Source organism: Streptomyces sp. CA-294286 (assembly GCF_050947155.1).
In the GTDB taxonomy this organism is placed as follows: Bacteria; Actinomycetota; Actinomycetes; order Streptomycetales; family Streptomycetaceae; genus Streptomyces.
Genome location: NZ_CP192005.1, coordinates 2148491 through 2170078, shown reverse-complemented (window position 1 = coordinate 2170078; position 21588 = coordinate 2148491). Strand labels below are relative to the sequence as shown.

The 21588-nt window shown below is 66.6% G+C and carries 37 protein-coding genes; 36 read left to right on the top strand and 1 reads right to left on the bottom strand.

What is annotated here, in order from left to right; genetic code table 11:
* Nucleotides 1–124 precede the first annotated feature (124 nt).
* Genes ACQPZG_RS14300 through ACQPZG_RS14285 form a run of 4 tightly spaced genes read left to right on the top strand, consistent with a single transcriptional unit; the run spans nt 125 to nt 1552 of the window.
* Nucleotides 125–982, top strand: a complete 858-nt coding sequence (locus ACQPZG_RS14300; RefSeq protein WP_433546155.1) for a helix-turn-helix domain-containing protein — start codon at nt 125–127, stop codon at nt 980–982.
* Nucleotides 979–1191, top strand: a complete 213-nt coding sequence (locus tag ACQPZG_RS14295) for a DUF397 domain-containing protein (RefSeq protein ID WP_433546154.1) — start codon at nt 979–981, stop codon at nt 1189–1191. Before ACQPZG_RS14300 ends, ACQPZG_RS14295 begins: the two co-directional genes overlap by 4 nt.
* Before the next feature lie 2 nt (nt 1192–1193).
* A complete protein-coding gene (locus ACQPZG_RS14290) occupies nt 1194–1370 on the top strand; it encodes a DUF397 domain-containing protein (protein WP_433546153.1) in 177 nt (58 codons plus the stop codon).
* Nucleotides 1371–1372: 2 nt separating this feature from the next.
* Entirely contained in the window at nt 1373–1552 is a 180-nt protein-coding gene (locus tag ACQPZG_RS14285; RefSeq protein WP_433546152.1) for a DUF397 domain-containing protein, read from the top strand.
* 229 nt (nt 1553–1781) lie between these two features.
* On the opposite strand, the gene ACQPZG_RS14280 is transcribed toward ACQPZG_RS14285, so the two are convergent.
* The gene (locus ACQPZG_RS14280) at nt 1782–2540 is read right to left on the bottom strand and encodes a hypothetical protein (protein ID WP_433546151.1); all 759 of its coding nucleotides are present in this window, start codon (nt 2538–2540) and stop codon (nt 1782–1784) included.
* Nucleotides 2541–3049: 509 nt separating this feature from the next.
* Between ACQPZG_RS14280 and rpsJ the strand changes: the two genes are divergently transcribed.
* The 32 genes from rpsJ to ACQPZG_RS14120 all read left to right on the top strand — a co-directional run bounded on the left by rpsJ (nt 3050) and on the right by ACQPZG_RS14120 (nt 21552).
* Complete coding sequence (rpsJ, locus tag ACQPZG_RS14275) at nt 3050–3358, top strand: 30S ribosomal protein S10 (RefSeq protein ID WP_003948644.1); 309 nt, start codon at nt 3050–3052, stop codon at nt 3356–3358.
* Nucleotides 3359–3371: 13 nt separating this feature from the next.
* On the top strand, nt 3372–4016 hold the full coding sequence (gene rplC, locus ACQPZG_RS14270; protein ID WP_185028006.1) for a 50S ribosomal protein L3: 645 nt from the start codon (nt 3372–3374) through the stop codon (nt 4014–4016).
* A gap of 7 nt (nt 4017–4023) precedes the next feature.
* Nucleotides 4024–4674 (top strand): 50S ribosomal protein L4, encoded by a 651-nt coding sequence (rplD, locus tag ACQPZG_RS14265; RefSeq protein ID WP_384349935.1) that lies wholly within the window; start codon nt 4024–4026, stop codon nt 4672–4674.
* Nucleotides 4674–4991 (top strand): 50S ribosomal protein L23, encoded by a 318-nt coding sequence (gene rplW / locus ACQPZG_RS14260; protein ID WP_185028010.1) that lies wholly within the window; start codon nt 4674–4676, stop codon nt 4989–4991. The genes rplD and rplW overlap by 1 nt, the downstream gene beginning before the upstream one ends.
* 40 nt (nt 4992–5031) lie before the next feature.
* On the top strand, nt 5032–5868 hold the full coding sequence (rplB, locus tag ACQPZG_RS14255; protein WP_185028012.1) for a 50S ribosomal protein L2: 837 nt from the start codon (nt 5032–5034) through the stop codon (nt 5866–5868).
* Nucleotides 5869–5880: 12 nt separating this feature from the next.
* Nucleotides 5881–6162: a 30S ribosomal protein S19 gene (rpsS, locus tag ACQPZG_RS14250; protein ID WP_433546150.1), complete on the top strand. Its 282-nt coding sequence runs from the start codon at nt 5881–5883 to the stop codon at nt 6160–6162.
* 41 nt (nt 6163–6203) lie between these two features.
* Entirely contained in the window at nt 6204–6551 is a 348-nt protein-coding gene (rplV, locus tag ACQPZG_RS14245) for a 50S ribosomal protein L22 (RefSeq protein WP_004571827.1), read from the top strand.
* Complete coding sequence (gene rpsC, locus ACQPZG_RS14240) at nt 6551–7390, top strand: 30S ribosomal protein S3 (RefSeq protein ID WP_185028016.1); 840 nt, start codon at nt 6551–6553, stop codon at nt 7388–7390. The genes rplV and rpsC overlap by 1 nt, the downstream gene beginning before the upstream one ends.
* Nucleotides 7391–7395: 5 nt before the next feature.
* Nucleotides 7396–7815: a 50S ribosomal protein L16 gene (rplP, locus tag ACQPZG_RS14235; RefSeq protein ID WP_119286204.1), complete on the top strand. Its 420-nt coding sequence runs from the start codon at nt 7396–7398 to the stop codon at nt 7813–7815.
* Nucleotides 7815–8039 carry a 50S ribosomal protein L29 gene (gene rpmC / locus ACQPZG_RS14230; RefSeq protein WP_138894199.1) on the top strand — a complete coding sequence of 75 codons (225 nt, stop codon included), beginning with the start codon at nt 7815–7817 and terminating at the stop codon, nt 8037–8039. The genes rplP and rpmC overlap by 1 nt, the downstream gene beginning before the upstream one ends.
* Entirely contained in the window at nt 8039–8323 is a 285-nt protein-coding gene (gene rpsQ, locus ACQPZG_RS14225) for a 30S ribosomal protein S17 (protein WP_028812368.1), read from the top strand. Before rpmC ends, rpsQ begins: the two co-directional genes overlap by 1 nt.
* Before the next feature lie 128 nt (nt 8324–8451).
* A complete protein-coding gene (rplN, locus tag ACQPZG_RS14220; protein WP_003966950.1) occupies nt 8452–8820 on the top strand; it encodes a 50S ribosomal protein L14 in 369 nt (122 codons plus the stop codon).
* Nucleotides 8821–8822: 2 nt separating this feature from the next.
* Entirely contained in the window at nt 8823–9146 is a 324-nt protein-coding gene (gene rplX, locus ACQPZG_RS14215) for a 50S ribosomal protein L24 (protein WP_108151516.1), read from the top strand.
* A complete protein-coding gene (gene rplE / locus ACQPZG_RS14210) occupies nt 9146–9703 on the top strand; it encodes a 50S ribosomal protein L5 (RefSeq protein ID WP_433546149.1) in 558 nt (185 codons plus the stop codon). Before rplX ends, rplE begins: the two co-directional genes overlap by 1 nt.
* Before the next feature lie 2 nt (nt 9704–9705).
* Entirely contained in the window at nt 9706–9891 is a 186-nt protein-coding gene (locus ACQPZG_RS14205; protein ID WP_003956452.1) for a type Z 30S ribosomal protein S14, read from the top strand.
* A gap of 221 nt (nt 9892–10112) precedes the next feature.
* Entirely contained in the window at nt 10113–10511 is a 399-nt protein-coding gene (gene rpsH / locus ACQPZG_RS14200) for a 30S ribosomal protein S8 (protein WP_067163170.1), read from the top strand.
* Nucleotides 10512–10532: 21 nt separating this feature from the next.
* On the top strand, nt 10533–11072 hold the full coding sequence (gene rplF, locus ACQPZG_RS14195; RefSeq protein ID WP_185028021.1) for a 50S ribosomal protein L6: 540 nt from the start codon (nt 10533–10535) through the stop codon (nt 11070–11072).
* Nucleotides 11073–11075: 3 nt separating this feature from the next.
* On the top strand, nt 11076–11459 hold the full coding sequence (gene rplR, locus ACQPZG_RS14190; protein WP_185028023.1) for a 50S ribosomal protein L18: 384 nt from the start codon (nt 11076–11078) through the stop codon (nt 11457–11459).
* Nucleotides 11460–11505: 46 nt separating this feature from the next.
* The gene (gene rpsE, locus ACQPZG_RS14185) at nt 11506–12108 is read left to right on the top strand and encodes a 30S ribosomal protein S5 (RefSeq protein WP_030084329.1); all 603 of its coding nucleotides are present in this window, start codon (nt 11506–11508) and stop codon (nt 12106–12108) included.
* Nucleotides 12108–12290: a 50S ribosomal protein L30 gene (rpmD, locus tag ACQPZG_RS14180; protein ID WP_185028025.1), complete on the top strand. Its 183-nt coding sequence runs from the start codon at nt 12108–12110 to the stop codon at nt 12288–12290. Before rpsE ends, rpmD begins: the two co-directional genes overlap by 1 nt.
* A gap of 1 nt (nt 12291) precedes the next feature.
* Entirely contained in the window at nt 12292–12747 is a 456-nt protein-coding gene (gene rplO / locus ACQPZG_RS14175; RefSeq protein ID WP_185028027.1) for a 50S ribosomal protein L15, read from the top strand.
* A 223-nt stretch (nt 12748–12970) separates the two neighbouring features.
* Nucleotides 12971–14290, top strand: a complete 1320-nt coding sequence (gene secY / locus ACQPZG_RS14170; RefSeq protein ID WP_185028029.1) for a preprotein translocase subunit SecY — start codon at nt 12971–12973, stop codon at nt 14288–14290.
* The gene (locus ACQPZG_RS14165) at nt 14290–14943 is read left to right on the top strand and encodes an adenylate kinase (protein ID WP_433546148.1); all 654 of its coding nucleotides are present in this window, start codon (nt 14290–14292) and stop codon (nt 14941–14943) included. Before secY ends, ACQPZG_RS14165 begins: the two co-directional genes overlap by 1 nt.
* Nucleotides 14944–15070: 127 nt before the next feature.
* On the top strand, nt 15071–15907 hold the full coding sequence (gene map / locus ACQPZG_RS14160; RefSeq protein ID WP_433549404.1) for a type I methionyl aminopeptidase: 837 nt from the start codon (nt 15071–15073) through the stop codon (nt 15905–15907).
* Between the two features lie 301 nt (nt 15908–16208).
* Complete coding sequence (gene infA, locus ACQPZG_RS14155; RefSeq protein ID WP_003956442.1) at nt 16209–16430, top strand: translation initiation factor IF-1; 222 nt, start codon at nt 16209–16211, stop codon at nt 16428–16430.
* 57 nt (nt 16431–16487) lie between these two features.
* Complete coding sequence (rpmJ, locus tag ACQPZG_RS14150) at nt 16488–16601, top strand: 50S ribosomal protein L36 (protein WP_009740505.1); 114 nt, start codon at nt 16488–16490, stop codon at nt 16599–16601.
* Nucleotides 16602–16796: 195 nt separating this feature from the next.
* A complete protein-coding gene (gene rpsM, locus ACQPZG_RS14145) occupies nt 16797–17177 on the top strand; it encodes a 30S ribosomal protein S13 (RefSeq protein ID WP_185028033.1) in 381 nt (126 codons plus the stop codon).
* Between the two features lie 72 nt (nt 17178–17249).
* Nucleotides 17250–17654 carry a 30S ribosomal protein S11 gene (gene rpsK / locus ACQPZG_RS14140; RefSeq protein WP_003948617.1) on the top strand — a complete coding sequence of 135 codons (405 nt, stop codon included), beginning with the start codon at nt 17250–17252 and terminating at the stop codon, nt 17652–17654.
* 226 nt (nt 17655–17880) lie between these two features.
* Nucleotides 17881–18903 carry a DNA-directed RNA polymerase subunit alpha gene (locus ACQPZG_RS14135; RefSeq protein WP_185028035.1) on the top strand — a complete coding sequence of 341 codons (1023 nt, stop codon included), beginning with the start codon at nt 17881–17883 and terminating at the stop codon, nt 18901–18903.
* Nucleotides 18904–19000: 97 nt separating this feature from the next.
* On the top strand, nt 19001–19489 hold the full coding sequence (gene rplQ / locus ACQPZG_RS14130; RefSeq protein WP_433546147.1) for a 50S ribosomal protein L17: 489 nt from the start codon (nt 19001–19003) through the stop codon (nt 19487–19489).
* A gap of 114 nt (nt 19490–19603) precedes the next feature.
* Nucleotides 19604–20467, top strand: a complete 864-nt coding sequence (gene truA, locus ACQPZG_RS14125) for a tRNA pseudouridine(38-40) synthase TruA (RefSeq protein WP_433546146.1) — start codon at nt 19604–19606, stop codon at nt 20465–20467.
* A gap of 266 nt (nt 20468–20733) precedes the next feature.
* Nucleotides 20734–21552: a hypothetical protein gene (locus ACQPZG_RS14120; protein WP_433546145.1), complete on the top strand. Its 819-nt coding sequence runs from the start codon at nt 20734–20736 to the stop codon at nt 21550–21552.
* The last annotated feature ends 36 nt before the right edge of the window (nt 21553–21588 follow it).

Sequence of the window (21588 nt, the reverse complement as noted above, 5' to 3'; positions counted from 1 at the left end):
AGGGAGATCGCCGTTGCGTACGGGAACTGTCCCGACGCTGTCCAGTCCTGTCCCGACTGTCCGGGGTGCCTGGCGGGGGACAGGTCCCATTGACGGAGAACGGCACGTCGGAGGTGGCGCGTAGATGAACGTGGACGACGGCAACGTGGACGAACCCGGCTGGGACGTCGACCCGGACGACGAACAGGGCGCGGCGGTGGTGGCCACGGTGGGCCGCCAGCTGAAGCTGTGGCGGGAGGCGGCGGGGATGCGGGCGGGGGAGTTCGCGACCCGGATCGGGTACGGGGAGGACCTGGTCTACAAGGTCGAGGGCGGTCGGCGCATCCCGCGCCCGGAATACCTGGACCGGTCGGACGAGGTGCTGGGGGCGGGCGGGAGGATCGCCGCGATGAAGGACGACGTGGCGGAGGCCAGGTACCCGAAGAAGGTGCGGGACCTGGCGAAGATGGAGGCGCGGGCGGTGGAGGTGGCCGCGTACGGGAGTCGCACTCCGCACGGGTTGTTGCAGACTGAGGATTATGCGCGTGCGCTTTTCGGCATGAGGCGGCCCGCGTACTCGCAGGACGAGGTGGAGTTGGCGGTGGCCGCCCGCATGGCTCGGCAGTCGATCTTCGAGCGCTCGCCGGCCCCAAATTTCAGCTTCGTGTGGGAGGAGGTGATGCTCCGCCGTCCGATTGGAGGGAGAATGGTCCTCCGTCGACAACTCGAACACTTCCTGGAAGTAGGGAAGTTGCGCAACGTCGAGATCCAAGCGATGCCGACCGACCGCGAAGACCACGCAGGTGTGGATGGGGACATCCAGCTGCTGAAGTTCGGGGACGGTTCGGCAACCGGGCGCTCCGACGGGGCGTATGCCGCACGCCCGGTATCCGATCCGAAACTGGTCCGGATCCTGGAGTTGCGGTATGGCATCATCCGGGCTCAGGCTCTCTCGCCCCGGGAGTCGCTGGCCTTCATCGAGCAAGTGCTGGGAGAGACATGATCCGCAAGACCTCTGCCGAGGAAGTCTCCGGGTTGGAGTGGTTCAAGAGCAGTTACAGCGACAGCAGTAACGGCAGTGAGTGCGTCGAGGTCGCGCCAACCTCACGCGGCGTCCACGTCCGCGACTCCAAGTTTGTTCAGGGCTCCCAGGTCCACGTGAGCGTGGCGGCCTGGGCCGCATTCGTCGGGCACGCCTCCGGAAGGCGCTGACCGTGAACTGGTTCAAGAGCAGCTACAGCGACAGCAGCAACAGCAACGAGTGTGTCGAGGTCGCGAACGCGGCAGGCAAGGTCCACATCCGTGACTCCAAAGTCGTGCGGAGCCCCCAGCTCCATGTGAGCGCAGCGGCCTGGACCGCCTTCGTTGGCCACGCCTCCGGGAGGCGCTGACCGTGAACTGGTTCAAGAGCAGCTATAGCGACAGCAGCAACGGCAGCGAGTGCGTCGAGGTGGCGGCCACCCCCGGCACCGTCCACGTCCGCGACTCCAAGCACCCGGAAGGCCCCCGGCTCGGCTTCATGAGCACGACGTGGGCCGACTTCGTCACGTACGCCATGGACGACCACCGCTGACGCGCCCCGCGCAGCCACGACCACGCTCGCCTGCCCGGAACGTTCCGAGCAGGGTTCTCCCGATGACCCCTACTGGAACAGTTCACCGGTCGTGGTGACGCTGCACGCACGCCTCACCCAGGCGGTGAGGGTGTCGCGGTCTCTGCACGAGGTGATCCGGGCCCGGTCGGTGTCCGACAGCGCGATCCTGCGCCGCTCCAGTACCACCACAACGGCTGCGGCAAGCCCTTCAATGCGCCCTTCGGCACGTCCTTCGGCGCGAAGCTTCTGCGCGGTCTCCGAGCGGAAGAAGGAGAGGTCGACGGCCATGAGTTCCCTCCAGGTCGTGGCTGCCGGGGCGGTGCCCAGGCCTTGTTCGGTGAGCTCGATGACGATGCTTGCGTCGTCCTCGCCCAGTGATTTCAAGGCGGCCGGCCAGTGCCTTCAGTATGGCACCGATGTCCGGATGGTCGCTGTGTGTGATCGCGGAGAGCGCCGCGAGCGGGATGTCGGCGCGGGCGACGTCCGGATCGAGTACGACAGGGACGTTCTGCGGTCCCAGGACGAGTGGGCGCAGGGTGAGGGTGGGCCACTGCGGCGGGCCGATGTCGACGTGCCGGGCGGCCCAGGCGGCGGTGGCCCGGTCGTGGCAGATGACGAGCAGGACCGGCGGCAGACCGTACTTCGTGTAGAGGTACGACGCGTAGTAGGCCCAGCTCGCCGGTTTCGCGTCGCTCCGCCTGCTCTGCGCCTCGACGGCGAGCAGGAAGCTGCCTTCGGGGCCTGCCGTGTCGAAACGCAGCAGCGTGTCCACCCGGCGTTCCAACGGGCTCGGTTCGGTGAGGTCGGTCGGGAGTACCGAGACCTCGACGGGATCGGTGAAGGAGTGCCCCAGGGCGCGCGCCGTGCGTGCGAAGACCCCGGGATCCTCCTGGAAGAGGCGGTGCATCGCCTCGTGCGAGGAACTGACCGTGCGAGCACGCTGGCAGACGGGCAGCCGTTGGCACATGCCTTTGGCATGCCGTCCTCCGCACGGGTGGTCACTCGCAGGAATGTCCCTGTGCGGGAAGGGCCGCAGAGCCGCTGCCGCAGGTCGAAGTTTGACCTCCGTCACGCTCCGGGTAATCTCTTCCGCCCGATTGGCGTGGACCGTGCCCCGTATGGCAGACTGTCGGGGTTGCTCGGTTGAGTATCGATGCTGCACGCCTCCCGCCGGGAGGACCGGAAGCGAGTCCCACAGTACTCGTCGCCCCAACTGCCCCACGGGTGGCGCTGAGGCGGACGTACGGGAATCTTTCGGGAAGTGCCAGTGCGGTGCCGGCCAGGCACCCGGTGGGTGTTCTCCCCCGGCTTGCGGTTGCGGACCGCATCCCTTACAGCAGGGAAATCCCTTGGGGTTTTGCACTGGCGAGGATGCGACACGCCCGACCGCGTGGGTCGGAAGAGGGCAGTGCTGAGCAAGTAGAGCGCAGCTTCCCGGGTTCCAGAGCGTTATGAGACAAAGGACTACTAGTAGCCATGGCGGGACAGAAGATCCGCATCCGGCTCAAGGCCTACGACCACGAGGTCATCGACTCCTCGGCGAAGAAGATCGTCGAGACGGTGACCCGCACTGGTGCGTCGGTCGCAGGCCCGGTGCCGCTGCCCACTGAGAAGAACGTGTACTGCGTCATCAAGTCGCCGCACAAGTACAAGGACTCTCGCGAGCACTTCGAGATGCGCACGCACAAGCGCCTCATCGACATCCTCGACCCCACGCCGAAGACGGTTGACTCGCTGATGCGTCTCGACCTGCCGGCGGGCGTCGACATCGAGATCAAGCTCTGAGGGGACGGCCGAGATGACGAAGAACATCAAGGGCGTCCTGGGCGAGAAGCTCGGCATGACCCAGGTCTGGGACGAGAACAACCGGGTTGTCCCGGTGACCGTCGTCAAGGCCGGGCCGTGCGTCGTGACGCAGGTACGTACGAACGACAACGACGGCTACGAGTCGGTCCAGATCGCCTTCGGCGAGATCGACCCGCGCAAGGTGAACAAGCCCCTCAAGGGTCACTTCGCCAAGGCCGACGTGACCCCCCGCCGCCACCTGGTGGAGCTCCGCACCCCTGACGCCAGCGAGTACACGCTGGGCCAGGAGATCACTGCCGAGGTGTTCGAGTCCGGCGTCAAGGTCGACGTCACGGGCAACAGCAAGGGCAAGGGCTTCGCCGGTGTCATGAAGCGTCACAACTTCGCCGGTGGCAAGGCCTCGCACGGTGCCCACCGCGTGCACCGCAAGCCTGGTTCCATCGGTGGCTGTGCCACCCCCGGCCGTGTCTTCAAGGGCATGCGCATGGCGGGTCGCATGGGTAACGAGCGGGTCACCACCCAGAACCTGACCGTCCACGCCGTTGACGCCGAGAAGGGTCTGCTGCTCATCAAGGGCGCCGTTCCCGGCCCCAACGGTGGCCTCGTCCTGGTCCGCACCGCGGCCAAGGGGGTTTGAGGAACCGATGAGCACCATTGACATCCTTTCGCCGGCAGGCGACAAGACCGGGACCGTCGACCTCCCCGCGGAGATCTTCGACGCCAAGGTCAGCATCCCGCTGATCCACCAGGTCGTCGTCGCTCAGCTGGCCGCTGCCCGCCAGGGCACGCACAAGACCAAGCGTCGCGGCGAAGTCCGTGGTGGCGGCAAGAAGCCGTACCGCCAGAAGGGCACCGGCCGCGCCCGTCAGGGTTCGACCCGCGCCCCGCAGTTCGCAGGCGGTGGCGTCGTCCACGGCCCGCAGCCGCGTGACTACTCGCAGCGGACCCCCAAGAAGATGAAGGCCGCCGCCCTGCGCGGTGCCCTCACCGACCGGGCCCGCAACGCTCGCATCCACGTCGTCACCGGCGTGGTCGAGGGTGCGGTTTCCACGAAGGCCGCCAAGTCCCTGCTGGGCAAGGTCAGCGAGCGCAAGCACGTGCTCCTGGTCGCCGAGCGTTCGGACGAGGCCGCGTGGCTCTCCGCCCGCAACCTGCCCCAGGTGCACATCCTGGAGCCGGGCCAGCTGAACACGTACGACGTGCTCGTCTCGGACGACCTGGTCTTCACCAAGGCCGCCTTCGAGTCCTTCGTGTCTGGCCCCAAGGCCGATGAGACCGAAGGGAGCGACGCCTGATGAGCGCCGTTACCAGCAAGACCTTCACGGACCACCGCGACATTCTTGTCAAGCCGGTCGTCTCGGAGAAGAGCTACGCGCTGCTCGACGAGAACAAGTACACGTTCATCGTCGCCCCCGGCTCCAACAAGACCCAGATCAAGCAGGCCGTGGAAGCGGTCTTCTCGGTCAAGGTCACCGGAGTCAACACGATCAACCGTCAGGGCAAGCGGAAGCGCACCCGCACCGGTTTCGGCAAGCGTGCCGACACCAAGCGGGCCATCGTGACCCTCGCCGAGGGCGACCGTATCGACATCTTCGGCGGTCCGACCGCCTAACGGCGGTCTGGATCGTCCGGAATCGGACGAGGACTGAGAAATGGGAATCCGCAAGTACAAGCCGACTACGCCGGGCCGCCGTGGCTCCTCCGTAGCCGACTTTGTCGAGATCACGCGGTCCACGCCGGAGAAGTCGCTGGTCCGCCCCCTGCACAGCAAGGGCGGCCGTAACAACGCCGGTCGTGTGACCGTTCGCCACCAGGGTGGTGGCCACAAGCGCGCCTACCGCGTGATCGACTTCCGTCGTCACGACAAGGACGGCGTGCCGGCCAAGGTCGCGCACATCGAGTACGACCCCAACCGCACCGCGCGCATCGCGCTGCTGCACTACGCGGACGGCGAGAAGCGTTACATCCTCGCCCCGCGTGGCCTGTCGCAGGGTGACCGGATTGAGAACGGCCCCGGGGCCGACATCAAGCCGGGCAACAACCTCGCGCTGCGCAACATCCCGGTGGGTACCACCATCCACAACATCGAGCTGCGGCCCGGTGGCGGTGCGAAGTTCGCCCGCTCCGCCGGTGCCTCCGTGCAGCTGCTGGCGAAGGAGGGCACCATGGCCCACCTTCGTATGCCTTCCGGAGAGATCCGCCTGGTCGACGCCCGCTGCCGCGCCACGATCGGCGAGGTCGGCAACGCCGAGCAGTCGAACATCAACTGGGGCAAGGCCGGCCGCATGCGCTGGAAGGGCGTTCGCCCGACCGTTCGCGGTGTGGCGATGAACCCGGTCGACCACCCGCACGGTGGTGGTGAGGGTAAGACCTCCGGTGGTCGCCACCCGGTCTCCCCGTGGGGTCAGAAGGAGGGTCGTACTCGCTCGCCGAAGAAGGCTTCGAGCAAGTACATCGTCCGCCGCCGCAAGTCGAACAAGAAGCGCTAGGAGCGGGTTTAGATGCCGCGCAGTCTCAAGAAGGGGCCCTTCGTCGACGGACACCTCGTAAAGAAGGTGGACGTCCAGAACGAAGCTGGCACCAAGAACGTCATCAAGACCTGGTCCCGGCGCTCGATGATCACCCCCAGCATGCTGGGTCACACCATCGCGGTGCACAACGGCAAGATCCACGTCCCGGTGTTCGTCACCGAGTCGATGGTCGGCCACAAGCTCGGCGAGTTTGCGCCGACCCGCACCTTCCGCGGCCACGTCAAGGACGACCGCAAGTCGAAGCGCCGCTAAGGCGGGGTGCGATGACTATGAACGACACCGAAGGGACAACCATGGAAGCCAGGGCCCAGGCGCGGTACATCCGCGTCACGCCCATGAAGGCCCGCCGAGTGGTGGACCTTATCCGTGGCATGGATGCCACGGAGGCTCAGGCGGTCCTGCGCTTCGCCCCGCAGGCCGCGAGCGTGCCGGTCGGCAAGGTGCTTGACAGCGCCATTGCCAACGCCGCGCACAACTACGACCACACCGACGCCTCTTCGCTGGTCATCAGCGAGGCGTACGTGGACGAGGGCCCGACCCTGAAGCGGTTCCGTCCGCGTGCTCAGGGCCGTGCCTACCGGATCCGTAAGCGGACCAGCCACATCACCGTGGTCGTCAGCAGCAAGGAAGGAACCCGGTAATGGGCCAGAAGGTAAACCCGCACGGGTTCCGACTCGGCATTACCACGGACTTCAAGTCCCGTTGGTACGCCGACAAGCTGTACAAGGACTACGTCAAGGAAGACGTCGCCATCCGCAGGATGATGACGTCCGGCATGGAGCGCGCCGGCATCTCGAAGGTGGAGATCGAGCGCACCCGTGACCGCGTGCGTGTGGACATCCACACCGCTCGTCCGGGCATCGTCATCGGCCGCCGTGGCGCCGAGGCCGACCGCATCCGCGGCGACCTCGAAAAGCTCACGGGCAAGCAGGTCCAGCTGAACATTCTTGAGGTCAAGAACCCCGAGATGGACGCTCAGCTGGTTGCTCAGGCCGTTGCCGAGCAGCTCTCCTCCCGCGTCTCCTTCCGCCGTGCCATGCGCAAGAGCATGCAGGGCACCATGAAGGCCGGCGCCAAGGGCATCAAGATCCAGTGCGGCGGTCGCCTCGGCGGCGCCGAGATGTCCCGGTCGGAGTTCTACCGCGAGGGCCGTGTGCCGCTGCACACGCTCCGCGCGAACGTGGACTACGGCTTCTTCGAGGCCAAGACGACCTTCGGTCGCATTGGCGTCAAGGTCTGGATCTACAAGGGCGACGTCAAGAACATCGCCGAGGTTCGCGCCGAGAACGCCGCGGCCCGTGCGGGTAATCGCCCGGCCCGTGGTGGCGGCGCTGCCGACCGCCCGGCCCGTGGTGGCCGTGGTGGCGAGCGTGGCGGCCGCGGCCGCAAGCCGCAGCAGTCCGCGCCGGCAGCCGAGGCCCCCAAGGCCGACGCTCCCGCCGCCGCTGCTCCGGCCGAGAGCACCGGAACGGAGGCCTGACCGACATGCTGATCCCTCGTAGGGTCAAGCACCGCAAGCAGCACCACCCCAAGCGCAGCGGTATGGCCAAGGGTGGTACTGAGGTCGCATTCGGCGAGTACGGCATCCAGGCGCTGACCCCGGCCTACGTGACGAACCGCCAGATCGAAGCGGCTCGTATCGCGATGACCCGTCACATCAAGCGTGGCGGCAAGGTCTGGATCAACATCTACCCGGACCGTCCGCTCACGAAGAAGCCTGCCGAGACCCGCATGGGTTCCGGTAAGGGTTCCCCCGAGTGGTGGATCGCGAACGTCAAGCCCGGTCGGGTGATGTTCGAGCTGTCCTACCCGAACGAGAAGATTGCTCGTGAGGCGCTTACCCGCGCTGCTCACAAGCTTCCGATGAAGTGCCGGATTGTTCGGCGCGAGGCAGGTGAGTCGTGATGGTGGCCGGTACGAAGGCGACTGAGCTGCGCGAGCTGAACGACGAGGACCTCGTCGCGAAGCTCCGTGAGGCCAAGGAAGAACTGTTCAACCTCCGCTTCCAGGCGGCGACCGGGCAGCTCGAGAACCACGGCCGGCTCAAGTCCGTCCGTAAGGACATCGCCCGGATCTACACCCTGATGCGCGAGCGCGAGCTGGGCATCGAGACGGTGGAGAGCGCCTGATGAGCGAGAAGAATGTGACTGAGACGACTGAGCAGCGCGGATTCCGCAAGACCCGTGAGGGTCTGGTCGTCAGCGACAAGATGGACAAGACCGTCGTCGTCGCTGTCGAGGACCGCGTCAAGCACGCCCTGTACGGCAAGGTCATCCGCCGTACGAACAAGCTCAAGGCTCACGACGAGTCCAACGCTGCCGGTGTCGGCGACCGCGTCCTGATCATGGAGACGCGTCCGCTGTCGGCCTCGAAGCGCTGGCGCATCGTCGAGATCCTTGAGAAGGCCAAGTAGGTAGTTCCCGCAAGGGAATTCCCACAGATACGCCCTGAAGGGGTCTCCCTTCAGGCAGTTCCGCCAGGCTCGGTGGGGCCGTAGCGATACGGCCCCACCGGGAACCGGCAGACGATCAGGAGATAGACGTGATCCAGCAGGAGTCGCGACTTCGCGTCGCCGACAACACGGGTGCGAAGGAAATTCTCACCATCCGTGTTCTCGGTGGCTCGGGTCGCCGCTACGCGGGCATCGGTGACGTCATTGTCGCCACCGTCAAGGATGCGATCCCCGGTGGCAACGTGAAGAAGGGTGACGTCGTCAAGGCGGTCATCGTTCGCACCGTCAAGGAGCGTCGTCGCCAGGATGGCTCGTACATCCGCTTCGACGAGAACGCCGCTGTCATTCTCAAGAACGACGGCGACCCCCGCGGCACCCGTATCTTCGGCCCGGTGGGCCGTGAGCTGCGCGAGAAGAAGTTCATGAAGATCATCTCGCTCGCGCCGGAGGTGCTGTAAGCATGAAGATCAAGAAGGGCGACCTGGTTCAGGTCATCACCGGTAAGGACAAGGGCAAGCAGGGCAAGGTCATTCAGGCCTTCCCCCGCGAGGACCGCGTCCTGGTCGAGGGTGTCAACCGGGTCAAGAAGCACACGAAGGCCGGTCAGACCGCTCGCGGTTCGCAGACCGGCGGCATTGTGACGACCGAGGCTCCGGTCCACGTCAGCAACGTTCAGCTGGTTGTGGAGAAGGACGGCAACAAGGTCGTTACCCGCGTCGGCTACCGCTTTGACGACGAGGGCAACAAGATCCGCGTTGCCAAGCGGACTGGTGAGGACATCTGATGACTGCCACCACCGCACCGCGCCTCAAGCTGCGCTACCGCGAGGAGATCGCGGGCAAGATGCGTGAAGAGTTCTCCTACGAGAACGTCATGCAGATTCCCGGTCTCGTCAAGATCGTGGTCAACATGGGTGTCGGCGACGCCGCCCGTGACTCGAAGCTGATCGACGGGGCCATCAAGGACCTGACGACCATCACGGGTCAGAAGCCGGCCGTCACCAAGGCCCGCAAGTCGATCGCGCAGTTCAAGCTGCGCGAGGGTCAGCCGATCGGCTGCCACGTCACCCTCCGCGGTGACCGCATGTGGGAGTTCCTGGACCGTACGCTGTCGCTCGCGCTGCCGCGTATCCGTGACTTCCGTGGTCTGTCGCCGAAGCAGTTCGACGGCCGTGGCAACTACACCTTCGGTCTCACCGAGCAGGTCATGTTCCACGAGATCGACCAGGACAAGATCGACCGGGTCCGGGGCATGGACATCACCGTGGTCACCACGGCGACCAACGACGACGAGGGTCGTGCCCTGCTGCGTCACCTCGGCTTCCCGTTCAAGGAGAACTGACCGTGGCGAAGAAGGCTCTGATCGCTAAGGCCGCTCGCAAGCCGAAGTTCGGCGTGCGTGCGTACACGCGCTGCCAGCGCTGTGGCCGGCCCCACTCCGTTTACCGCAAGTTCGGCCTGTGCCGCGTGTGCCTTCGTGAGATGGCTCACCGTGGCGAGCTGCCGGGCGTGACCAAGAGCTCCTGGTAGTCCGTACTCCCCTTTGGGCGTACCGATTCTCCAGGGCTCTCGGTAAGTATCTGGTCGGCAGGAGCCCCACCCTCGATGCCGTAGGCTAGAAGGGTTGGGCGCCTGCCGCCCATAACGACTTACTACGCCGTAGGTCCCCGCACCGCACCCGTCCCGCCTCTGAGTGGGGAGAGGGATGGCGCATACAGGAAACCCCGGCGAGAGAGGCCGAAGGCCACTTCATGACCATGACTGATCCCATCGCAGACATGCTCACGCGTCTGCGTAACGCGAACTCGGCGTACCACGACACCGTCGTGATGCCGCACAGCAAGATCAAGTCGCACATCGCGGAGATCCTCCAGCAGGAGGGCTTCATCACGGGCTGGAAGGTCGAGGACGCCGAGGTCGGCAAGAACCTCGTCCTTGAGCTCAAGTTCGGGCCCAACCGCGAGCGTTCGATTGCCGGCATCAAGCGTATTTCGAAGCCGGGTCTGCGTGTTTACGCGAAGTCCACCAACCTGCCCAAGGTCCTCGGCGGCCTCGGCGTGGCGATCATCTCCACGTCGCACGGTCTTCTGACCGGCCAGCAGGCAGGCAAGAAGGGCGTAGGTGGGGAAGTCCTCGCCTACGTCTGGTAGTCGGGAAAGGAAGGAAAGCTCATGTCGCGAATCGGCAAGCTCCCCATCCAGGTTCCCGCTGGTGTGGACGTCACCATCGACGGCCGCACGGTTGCCGTGAAGGGCCCCAAGGGTTCCCTCTCGCACACTGTTGCTGCGCCGATCGAGATTGTTAAGGACGAGGACGGCGTTCTCAACGTCACCCGTCCCAACGACGAGCGTCAGAACAAGGCCCTGCACGGCCTGTCCCGCACGCTGGTGGCGAACATGATCACCGGCGTGACCCAGGGATACAGCAAGGCGCTCGAGATCAGCGGTGTCGGTTACCGGGTCCAGGCGAAGGGCTCCAACCTGGAGTTCGCCCTCGGTTACAGCCACCCGATCGTTATCGAGGCCCCCGAAGGCATCACCTTCAAGGTCGAGTCGCCCACGAAGCTCAGCGTCGAGGGCATCGACAAGCAGAAGGTCGGCGAGGTCGCCGCTAACATCCGCAAGCTGCGGAAGCCCGACCCGTACAAGGCCAAGGGCGTCAAGTACGCCGGCGAGGTCATCCGCCGCAAGGTCGGAAAGGCGGGTAAGTAAGCCATGGCATACGGTGTAAAGATCGCCAAGGGTGACGCGTACAAGCGCGCTGCCATCAAGCGTCGTCACGTCCGCATCCGCAAGCACGTCTCCGGTACGCCGGAGCGTCCTCGCCTGGTCGTGACCCGCTCCAACCGCAACATCGTGGCGCAGGTCATCGACGACATCGCGGGCCACACGCTCGCGTCGGCGTCGACCCTGGACACCTCGATCCGCGGCGGCGAGGGCGACAAGAGCGCCCAGGCCAAGCAGGTTGGCGCGCTTGTCGCCGAGCGTGCGAAGGCCGCCGGCGTCGAGACCGTCGTGTTCGACCGTGGTGGCAACAGGTACGCCGGGCGCATTGCCGCTCTGGCTGACGCCGCCCGCGAAGCCGGGCTGAAGTTCTAAGCCCCGGTTCCGGGACTAACGGACGTAACAGAGAGAGGTAAATCCAATGGCTGGACCCCAGCGCCGCGGAAGCGGTGCCGGTGGCGGCGAGCGGCGGGACCGGAAGGGTCGCGACGGTGGCGCTGCCGCCGAGAAGACCGCTTACGTTGAGCGCGTTGTCGCGATCAACCGCGTTGCCAAGGTTGTCAAGGGTGGTCGTCGCTTCAGCTTCACCGCGCTCGTCGTGGTCGGAGACGGTGACGGCACCGTAGGTGTCGGTTACGGCAAGGCCAAGGAAGTTCCCGCGGCCATCGCCAAGGGTGTCGAGGAAGCCAAGAAGAACTTCTTCAAGGTTCCGCGCATCCAGGGCACGATCCCTCACCCGATCACGGGCGAGAAGGCTGCGGGCGTCGTCCTGCTCAAGCCGGCGTCCCCCGGTACCGGTGTTATCGCCGGTGGCCCGGTGCGTGCCGTGCTCGAGTGCGCAGGCGTCCACGACATCCTGTCGAAGTCGCTTGGCTCGTCCAACGCGATCAACATCGTGCACGCGACCGTGGCGGCCCTCCAGGGCCTGCAGCGTCCCGAGGAGATCGCGGCCCGCCGCGGTCTGCCCCTTGAGGACGTCGCCCCCGCGGCTCTCCTTCGTGCACGTGCTGGGGCGGGTGCGTAATGGCTCGCCTCAAGATCACGCAGACGAAGTCGTACATCGGCAGCAAGCAGAACCACCGCGACACCCTGCGTTCGCTCGGCCTCAAGCGCCTGAACGACTCGGTTGTCAAGGATGACCGCCCCGAGTTCCGCGGAATGGTTCACACCGTCCGCCACCTCGTGACGGTTGAGGAGGTCGACTGACATGGCGGAGAACAACCCGCTGAAGGTCCACAACCTCCGGCCCGCCCCGGGCGCCAAGACCGCGAAGACCCGTGTGGGCCGTGGTGAGGCGTCGAAGGGTAAGACCGCAGGTCGTGGTACCAAGGGCACCAAGGCCCGTTACCAGGTTCCGCAGCGCTTCGAGGGCGGGCAGATGCCCCTCCACATGCGTCTGCCGAAGCTCAAGGGCTTCAAGAACCCGTTCCGCACCGAGTACCAGGTCGTGAACCTGGACAAGCTCGGCGCTCTCTACCCCGAGGGTGGAGAGGTCACGGTGGCCGACCTGGTCGCCAAGGGCGCGGTGCGCAACAACTCCCTCGTCAAGGTCCTGGGCCAGGGCGAGATCTCCGTGGCGCTGACGGTTTCGGTTGACGCCGTCTCCGCCTCCGCCAAGGAGAAGATCGCTGCCGCCGGCGGCAGCGTCACCGAGCTCGTCTGAGACAGCTCGATGGCTTGAACATCCGACCGGGGATGCCTCTCATATGGGGCATCCCCGGTTGGTCGTTCCTAGGGGGCGGGGTCCGCCGGTATGGTGGCGTGCACTGTTAACTTTCGCGCGGTGTGCCCACAACGCTGTCCGCTCGTTCTTTGACTGATACGTATTCGTCGATCCTCAATACCGTCACCCTTGACGCAGTAGCGCGGGGGTCGCAGGAGGCACCGTGCTCACCGCGTTCGCCCGGGCGTTCAAGACGCCCGACCTGCGCAAGAAGCTGCTCTTCACACTCGGCATCATCGTGCTGTTCAGGCTGGGTTCCCACGTCCCGGTCCCCGGTGTGAGCTACAAGAACGTCCAGATCTGCCTGAACCAGGCGGAGTCCGGCGGCGGGCTCCTCGGGATGATGCAGATGTTCAGCGGTGGCGCGCTGTTGCAGATCAGCATTTTTGCGCTCGGCATCATGCCGTACATCACGGCGAGCATCATCCTTCAGCTGCTGACCGTGGTCATTCCCCGGCTCGAAGCCCTGAAGAAGGAGGGGCAGTCGGGCACGGCGAAGATCACGCAGTACACGCGTTATCTGACCGTGGCGCTGGCCGTCCTCCAGGGCACCGGCCTGGTCGCGACCGCCAACTCCGGTGCGCTGTTCCAGGCTTGCCCCGAGTCGGTCCGGTCGCAGATCGTCCCGGACAAGTCGATCTTCACGACGATGGTCATGGTCATCACGATGACCGCCGGCACCGCGATGGTGATGTGGCTCGGCGAGCTCATCACGGACCGCGGCATCGGCAACGGCATGTCCATCCTGATGTTCATCTCGATCGCCGCCGGCTTCCCGACCTCCCTGTGGTCCATCAAGGAGGGCGGCAAGATGGCCGACGGGTGGATCGAGTTCGGGATCGTGATCCTCGTCGGCTTCGCGATGGTCGGCCTCGTGGTCTTCGTCGAACAGGCGCAGCGCCGCATTCCCGTCCAGTACGCGAAGCGCATGGTCGGCCGCAAGTCGTACGGCGGGACCTCCACCTACATCCCGCTGAAGGTGAACCAGGCGGGTGTCATCCCCGTCATCTTCGCTTCGTCGCTGCTCTACATCCCGGCCCTGATCGTCCAGTTCTCCGGATCCTCCGCGCCGTGGGCGCAGTGGATCTCCTCGAACCTGACCAAGGGCGACCATCCGTACTACATCGCGACGTACTTCCTGTTGATCGTGTTCTTCGCCTTCTTCTACGTGGCGATCTCGTTCAACCCCGAGGAAGTCGCCGACAACATGAAGAAGTATGGTGGCTTCATCCCGGGCATCCGGGCAGGTCGACCTACTGCTGAGTACCTGAGTTACGTGCTGAACCGCATCACGTGGCCGGGATCGCTGTACCTGGGTCTGATCGCTCTCGTGCCGACGATGGCGTTGGCCGGCTTCGGTGCCAGCCAGGACTTCCCGTTCGGCGGCACAAGCATCCTCATCATCGTGGGTGTGGGTCTGGAGACCGTGAAGCAGATCGAGAGCCAGCTCCAGCAGCGCAATTACGAAGGGTTCCTCCGCTGATGCGTATCGTCCTCGTCGGGCCGCCGGGCGCGGGCAAGGGAACGCAAGCCGCGTTCCTCGCCAAGAACCTGTCGATCCCGCACATTTCGACGGGAGACCTCTTCCGGGCCAACATCAGCCAGGGCACCGCCCTCGGCAAGCAGGCCAAGGCCATCATGGATGCCGGAAATCTGGTCCCCGACGAGGTCACGATCGGTATGGCGCTGGACCGCATGGCCCAGAGCGACGCCGAGAACGGTTTCCTGCTCGACGGCTTCCCGCGCAACGTCTTCCAGGCCGAGGCCCTGGACGCGGCGCTGAAGGACCAGGGCCAGGAGCTGGACGCGGTGCTGGACCTGGAGGTCCCGGAGGAGGAGGTCGTGAAGCGGATCGCCGGCCGGCGCATCTGCCGCAACGATTCCGCGCACGTCTTCCACGCCACGTACAGCCCGCCGAAGACCGAGGGCGTCTGCGACGTCTGCGGCGGCGAGCTCTACCAGCGTCCGGACGACACCGAGGAGACCGTGCGCAAGCGGCTCGACGTCTACCACACGCAGACCGAGCCCATCATCGACCACTACAAGGCGCAGGGCCTGGTGGTCACCCTCTCCGCGGAAGGCAAGGTCGCCGAGGTGACCGAGCGCGCGATGGACGCCCTGAACAAGACCGCCTAGGCAGTCACACGCTGCCGGGTTGCATACGTACGACGGTGAAGGCCGCGGTGTCCTCTGAGGCGCCGCGGCCTTCTCCGTCCGGCCGTACTGTTGAGACCGAACACATACGAGCGTGGAAGGCACATCCATGGTGGAGATCAAGACTCCCGAGCAGATCGCGAAGATGCGTGAGGCGGGGCTGGTCGTCGCCGCCATTCACGCGGCGACCCGTGCGGCGGCCGTTCCCGGCGCCAGTACGAAGGACCTCGACGAGGTCGCCCGCAAGGTGCTCGCCGAGCACGGCGCGAAGTCCAACTTCCTGGGGTACGGCGGCTTCCCGGCCACCATCTGCACCTCGGTGAACGAGGTCGTCGTGCACGGCATCCCGGACGAGAAGACCGTCCTCAAGGACGGCGACATCATCTCGATCGACTGCGGGGCGATCATCGACGGCTGGCACGGCGACGCGGCGTACACCGCCTTCGTCGGCAGCGGCCACGCGCCCGAGCTGGTCGAGCTGTCCCGGGTGACCGAGGAGTCGATGTGGGCGGGCATCGCCGCCATGAAGCAGGGCAACCGGCTCGTCGACATCTCGAAGTCGATCGAGGGCTACATCCGCCGCCAGCCGCGGCCGGCCACCGGCAAGTACGGGATCATCGAGGACTACGGCGGGCACGGCATCGGCTCCGAGATGCACATGGACCCGCACCTGCTGAACTACGTCACGCGCAAGCGCGGCAAGGGCATCAAGCTGGTCCCCGGCGTGTGCCTGGCCATCGAGCCGATGGTCTCGCTGGGCACCGCGCAGACCGAGGTGCTGGCCGACGACTGGACCGTCATCACGACGGACGGCACCTGGTCCTCGCACTGGGAGCACTCCATCGCCCTGACCGAGGACGGCCCGCTGGTGCTGACCGCGGTCGACGGCGGCAAGGCGAAGCTGGCGGAGTACGGCATCACGGCGGCGCCCGACCCGCTGGCCTGAGGGCCGGGGGCGGCGGGGCCGGGGTCTCTAGTCGGGCTCCGTCCCGCTGGGCCGCGGGGGTGCGACCGGTCGGCCCGGGGGTGTTCCACGACTGGGCCGTACGGTGGCGGCTCCTGGCCGGACCCGTGCCGACGGGGTGAATGCCGCATAACGATCATCAGTGTTGGGCAAACTTGACGGATTCGTCTTTTCGAGAGGCCTGACGTAGACTGACTCGTCGGCTCTTGTGCATCCGTATGCCTGCAATCTGCCGGCAGACCGCAGGAGAGTCGATCAAGGTAGCCGATTCGAAGGGCGAAGCGTGGCCAAGAAGCAAGGTGCCATCGAAATCGAGGGCACCGTGATCGAGTCCCTCCCGAACGCAATGTTCAAGGTGGAACTGCAGAACGGTCACAAAGTCCTCGCGCACATCAGCGGCAAGATGCGGATGCACTACATCCGCATCCTCCCGGATGACCGGGTCGTGGTGGAGCTCTCTCCGTACGACCTGACGCGTGGCCGGATCGTCTACCGGTACAAGTAGATCTGCCGAGCCCCTTCCGGGGGGCGAGTGGCACTGACCCGGAGAACCTGACATCCCATGAAGGTCAAGCCGAGCGTCAAGAAGATCTGCGACAAGTGCAAGGTGATCCGCCGTCACGGCCGGGTCATGGTCATCTGCGAAAACCTGCGCCACAAGCAGCGCCAGGGCTGACGCACGACCTTTCCTGCATCTCGCAGTTCTTCGCGCGACGCAAGCAATTCGTACATACGCAGGGCACGACCGGTCGACAGGGCCGGCGGCACCTCCGGCGGGGGCCGGGGACCCGGACGTACCACCTCACTCGTGAGGTCGGCGGCCGGGAGCAGCTCTGTGGAAGACCCCCGAACTAACAACTGGAGCCATTGAATGGCACGCGTTTCAGGTGTTGACATCCCGCGCGAAAAGCGTGTGGAGATCGCCCTCACCTACGTCTTCGGCATCGGCCGCACCCTGGCGAAGGAAACCCTCGCCGCCACCGGTGTGAACCCGAACACCCGTGTTCGCGACCTCGCCGAAGAGGACCTCGTCAAGATCCGCGAGTACGTGGACGCCAACCTCAAGACCGAGGGTGACCTCCGTCGCGAGGTGCAGGCCGACATCCGCCGCAAGGTGGAGATCGGCTCCTACCAGGGTCTGCGCCACCGTCGCGGCCTGCCGGTCCACGGCCAGCGCACCAGCACGAACGCTCGTACCCGCAAGGGCCCGCGTCGCGCCATCGCCGGTAAGAAGAAGCCGGGCAAGAAGTAGTCCTCAGCCGGACGCTTTTCAAGCGGTCTTCGCTGTAGGACCGATCACCTCCCTCTCCATCTGGAGTAAGACATGCCCCCCAAGGGACGTCAGGGCGCTGCCAAGAAGGTGCGCCGCAAGGAAAAGAAGAACGTCGCTCACGGCCACGCGCACATCAAGAGCACGTTCAACAACACGATCGTGTCCATCACGGACCCGACCGGCAACGTGATCTCGTGGGCCTCCGCCGGCCACGTGGGCTTCAAGGGCTCGCGCAAGTCGACCCCCTTCGCCGCGCAGATGGCCGCCGAGTCGGCCGCCCGCCGCGCGCAGGAGCACGGCATGCGCAAGGTCGACGTCTTCGTGAAGGGTCCGGGCTCCGGCCGCGAGACCGCGATCCGCTCCCTCCAGGCCACCGGCCTTGAGGTCGGTTCGATCCAGGACGTCACCCCGACGCCGCACAACGGCTGCCGCCCGCCGAAGCGCCGTCGCGTCTGACCCGTCGGCGCCTCACGGCGCCGTCACTCCTGGCCGGACCGCTTGTGCGGCCAGGGGCTCGGGGGGACTCCCCCCGGAAAAGCACCATCGTGACGCGGGCGGCGTGGAGACCGACCTCCTCGCCGCCCGGGTCACGTTTCGGGCGGTACGGCTCCTATGAGGCGTACCGCCCGTACCCTTGTGGTAGTTGGCGTCAAATAGTGGGCGCCAAGAACAAAGGAACCCCATGCTTATTGCACAGCGCCCGTCGCTGACCGAAGAGGTCGTCGACGAGTACCGCTCCCGGTTCGTCATCGAGCCGCTGGAGCCCGGCTTCGGTTACACGCTCGGCAACTCCCTGCGTCGTACCCTCCTGTCGTCCATCCCGGGTGCCGCTGTCACCAGCATCCGGATCGACGGTGTCCTGCACGAGTTCACCACCGTGCCGGGCGTCAAGGAGGACGTCACCGACCTCATCCTCAACATCAAGCAGCTGGTCGTCTCCTCGGAGCACGACGAGCCGGTCGTGATGTACCTGCGCAAGCAGGGTCCCGGCCTGGTCACCGCTGCCGACATCGCGCCCCCGGCCGGTGTCGAGGTGCACAACCCGGACCTGGTCCTCGCCACGCTCAACGGCAAGGGCAAGCTGGAGATGGAACTGACCGTCGAGCGCGGTCGCGGCTACGTCTCCGCCGTCCAGAACAAGCAGGTGGGCCAGGAGATCGGTCGTATCCCGGTCGACTCCATCTACTCCCCGGTGCTCAAGGTCACGTACAAGGTCGAGGCGACCCGTGTCGAGCAGCGCACCGACTTCGACAAGCTGATCGTCGACGTCGAGACCAAGCAGGCCATGCGCCCGCGTGACGCCATGGCGTCCGCAGGCAAGACCCTGGTCGAGCTGTTCGGTCTGGCGCGCGAGCTCAACATCGACGCCGAGGGCATCGACATGGGCCCGTCCCCGACGGACGCCGCTCTGGCCGCCGATCTGGCACTGCCGATCGAGGAGCTTGAGCTCACCGTTCGGTCGTACAACTGCCTCAAGCGCGAGGGCATCCACTCGGTGGGCGAGCTCGTGGCCCGCTCCGAGGCGGACCTGCTCGACATTCGCAACTTCGGTGCGAAGTCGATCGACGAGGTCAAGATGAAGCTGAACGGCATGGGCCTGGCCCTCAAGGACAGCCCCCCCGGGTTCGACCCGACCGCCGCCGCCGACGCCTTCGGCGCCGACGACGACGCGGATGCCGGTTTCGTGGAGACCGAGCAGTACTAGTCCGTACGGACTGCTGAAATCTTCCGGCGGGCACTAGCTCGTCGGTAACTGACACCGGTACCTGATACGGCCGGTGCAGATCACAAGGAGAAACACCATGCCGCGTCCCGCAAAGGGTGCCCGTCTGGGCGGCAGCGCCGCGCACGAGAAGCTGCTCCTCGCCAACCTGGCGAAGTCGCTCTTCGAGCACGGCCGCATCACGACGACCGAGGCCAAGGCCCGCCGCCTGCGCCCCGTCGCCGAGCGTCTCGTCACCAAGGCGAAGAAGGGCGACATCCACAACCGTCGCCTGGTGCTTCAGACGATCACGGACAAGAGCGTCGTCCACACGCTCTTCACCGAGATCGCGCCGCGTTACGAGAACCGCCCCGGTGGTTACACCCGCATCACGAAGATCGGCAACCGTCGTGGCGACAACGCCCCGATGGCGGTCATCGAGCTGGTCGAGGCCCTGACCGTGCAGCAGAACGCTGTCGGCGAGGCCGAGGCTGCGACGAAGCGCGCGGTCAAGGAAGACGACGCCAAGAAGGCCGAGCAGGCCGAGGGCGTCGAGGACACGAAGCCCGAGGGCGACGAGTCCAAGTAGTACCGAGCAGTACGTGGACGGGCCCGTCCCCAGTTTTTCTGGGGGCGGGCCCGTTCCGCTTTGCGGGTCTTCGGGTCGGTGGGTCTTCAGTGGGCGTGAGCGTGGAGGTTGGCTGTGGCTGACGAGGTGGCGGACGGATTCGTACGGGTGAGGCTGGACCTCTCGTACGACGGCAGGGACTTCTCCGGGTGGGCGAAGCAGCCCAGTGGGCGGCGGACCGTGCAGGGGGAGATCGAGGCGGCGCTGCGGACGGTGACGCGGTCGGAGCGGAACTTCGACCTGACGGTGGCCGGGCGGACCGACGCGGGCGTGCACGCGCGCGGCCAGGTCGCGCACGTGGACCTGCCGGTGCAGGTGTGGGAGGAGCACCGGGAGAAGCTGCTGCGGAGGCTGGCGGGGCGACTGGGTCACGACGTGCGGGTGTGGCGGGTGGCGGAGGCGCCGGCGGGGTTCAACGCACGCTTCTCGGCGATCTGGCGGCGCTACCGGTACCGGGTCTCGGACCACCCCGGGGGTGTCGATCCGCTGATCCGCAGCCATGTGCTGTGGCACGACTGGGCGTTGGACGTCGACGCGATGAACGCGGCGTCGGCGGGACTGCTCGGGGAGCACGACTTCGCGGCGTACTGCAAGAAGCGCGAGGGGGCGACGACGATCCGTACCCTCCAGGAGCTGTGGTGGGAGCGGGGCGCGGACGGCGTCGTCACCGGGACGGTGCGGGCCGACGCCTTCTGCCACAACATGGTCCGCTCGCTGGTGGGGGCCTTGCTGTACGTGGGGGACGGGCACCGTGGCGTGGAGTGGCCGGCGAAGGTCCTGGCCGCCGGGGTGCGGGACTCATCGGTGCACGTGGTGAAGGCGCACGGGCTGACGCTGGAGGAAGTGGCCTACCCGGCGGACGAGTTGCTCGCGGCGCGGGCCGTGGAGGCGCGGAACGTGCGGACGCTGCCTGCGGGTGGCGGGGGCGGGTGTTGTTGAGGCGAGCGTCCGGGCGTGCGGGCGTGAGGGGGGTCCGGGGGTGGGGCTGAGGAGCTGAGGGCCGGGGGCGGGTTCTGGGCGGGCTCGGGTAGCGGGGTGTGGGGGTTCGGTCTGGTGCTGGTGCTGGGGCCGGGGCCTCGGGGGGTGCGTGGGCTTGGGTTCGGTGGTCCGGGGGCATTGTCAGAGGGCTGTGGGATGGTGAATTCACGCATCGACTCGGGTGGCTCACGGGGGGCTCCGGAGCGGTGGGGCCTTGGGGGGCTGTGATGACGGGGGCACAGAAGCGCGGGGCGGCGGTGCTGTTCGTCGCGGTGCTGGCGCTGGTGGTGGGGGTGCTGCCACAGGTGTGGGAGAAGGGCGACGGGGGACGCCGGACGGGGGCGGTCGGGGCGGTGCTCGGTATTCCCCGGGCGCCGAACTCTCCCGGGACTTCCGGGGCTTCGGGAACTTCGGGCAGCTCGGGGACCGTTCCCTCCGGCGGTGTCGCCGCGAGTGCCGGAAAGGGTACGGCGGCTGCCGGGAGCGGGGGTGGCGGTGCGGGCGACAACGCGGGCGAGCGGGACGACGAGCCCGACGCGGTGGAACGGGCGCGGGCGTTCGCCGCGGTACGGGCCGGGGACTGCCTGGCCCTCTTCGACACGGGGAAGGGCTGGAACACCCGAATACCGCAGAAGGTCGCCTGTTCCGGAGACGCCGGGCTGACCCGGGTGAGCGCGGTACGGACCGGTTGGAGCGCCTGTCCCACGGGCGACGGACTGTCGTACGTGGTGAGCGTGAGCGACGCAGGGAAGCGGGTCCTGTGCCTGACCCGGAGGTACCGGGCCGGCTACTGCCTGCTGGCGGAGAGCCGTCAGGGCCAGGGCGGTGCGCGGATGCGGCTGGGGTCGATGACGGCGGTCGACTGCACGGTGAAACGGCCTGCGGCCCCCTACGACACGGTCCTGCACATCACCGGGGTGTACGGCCCTTCGTCGGGGCGCGCGCCGGGGGACTGCGCGCGGGCGGCCAGGGACCGGACGTACTACTGGTCGTGGCAGGTCGACGGGGGAGACACGTTGCTCTGCACGATGGTCTACCGGGGGTAGGGGGCGACGGGGTAGGGGGCGCGGGGGAAGGGGAGT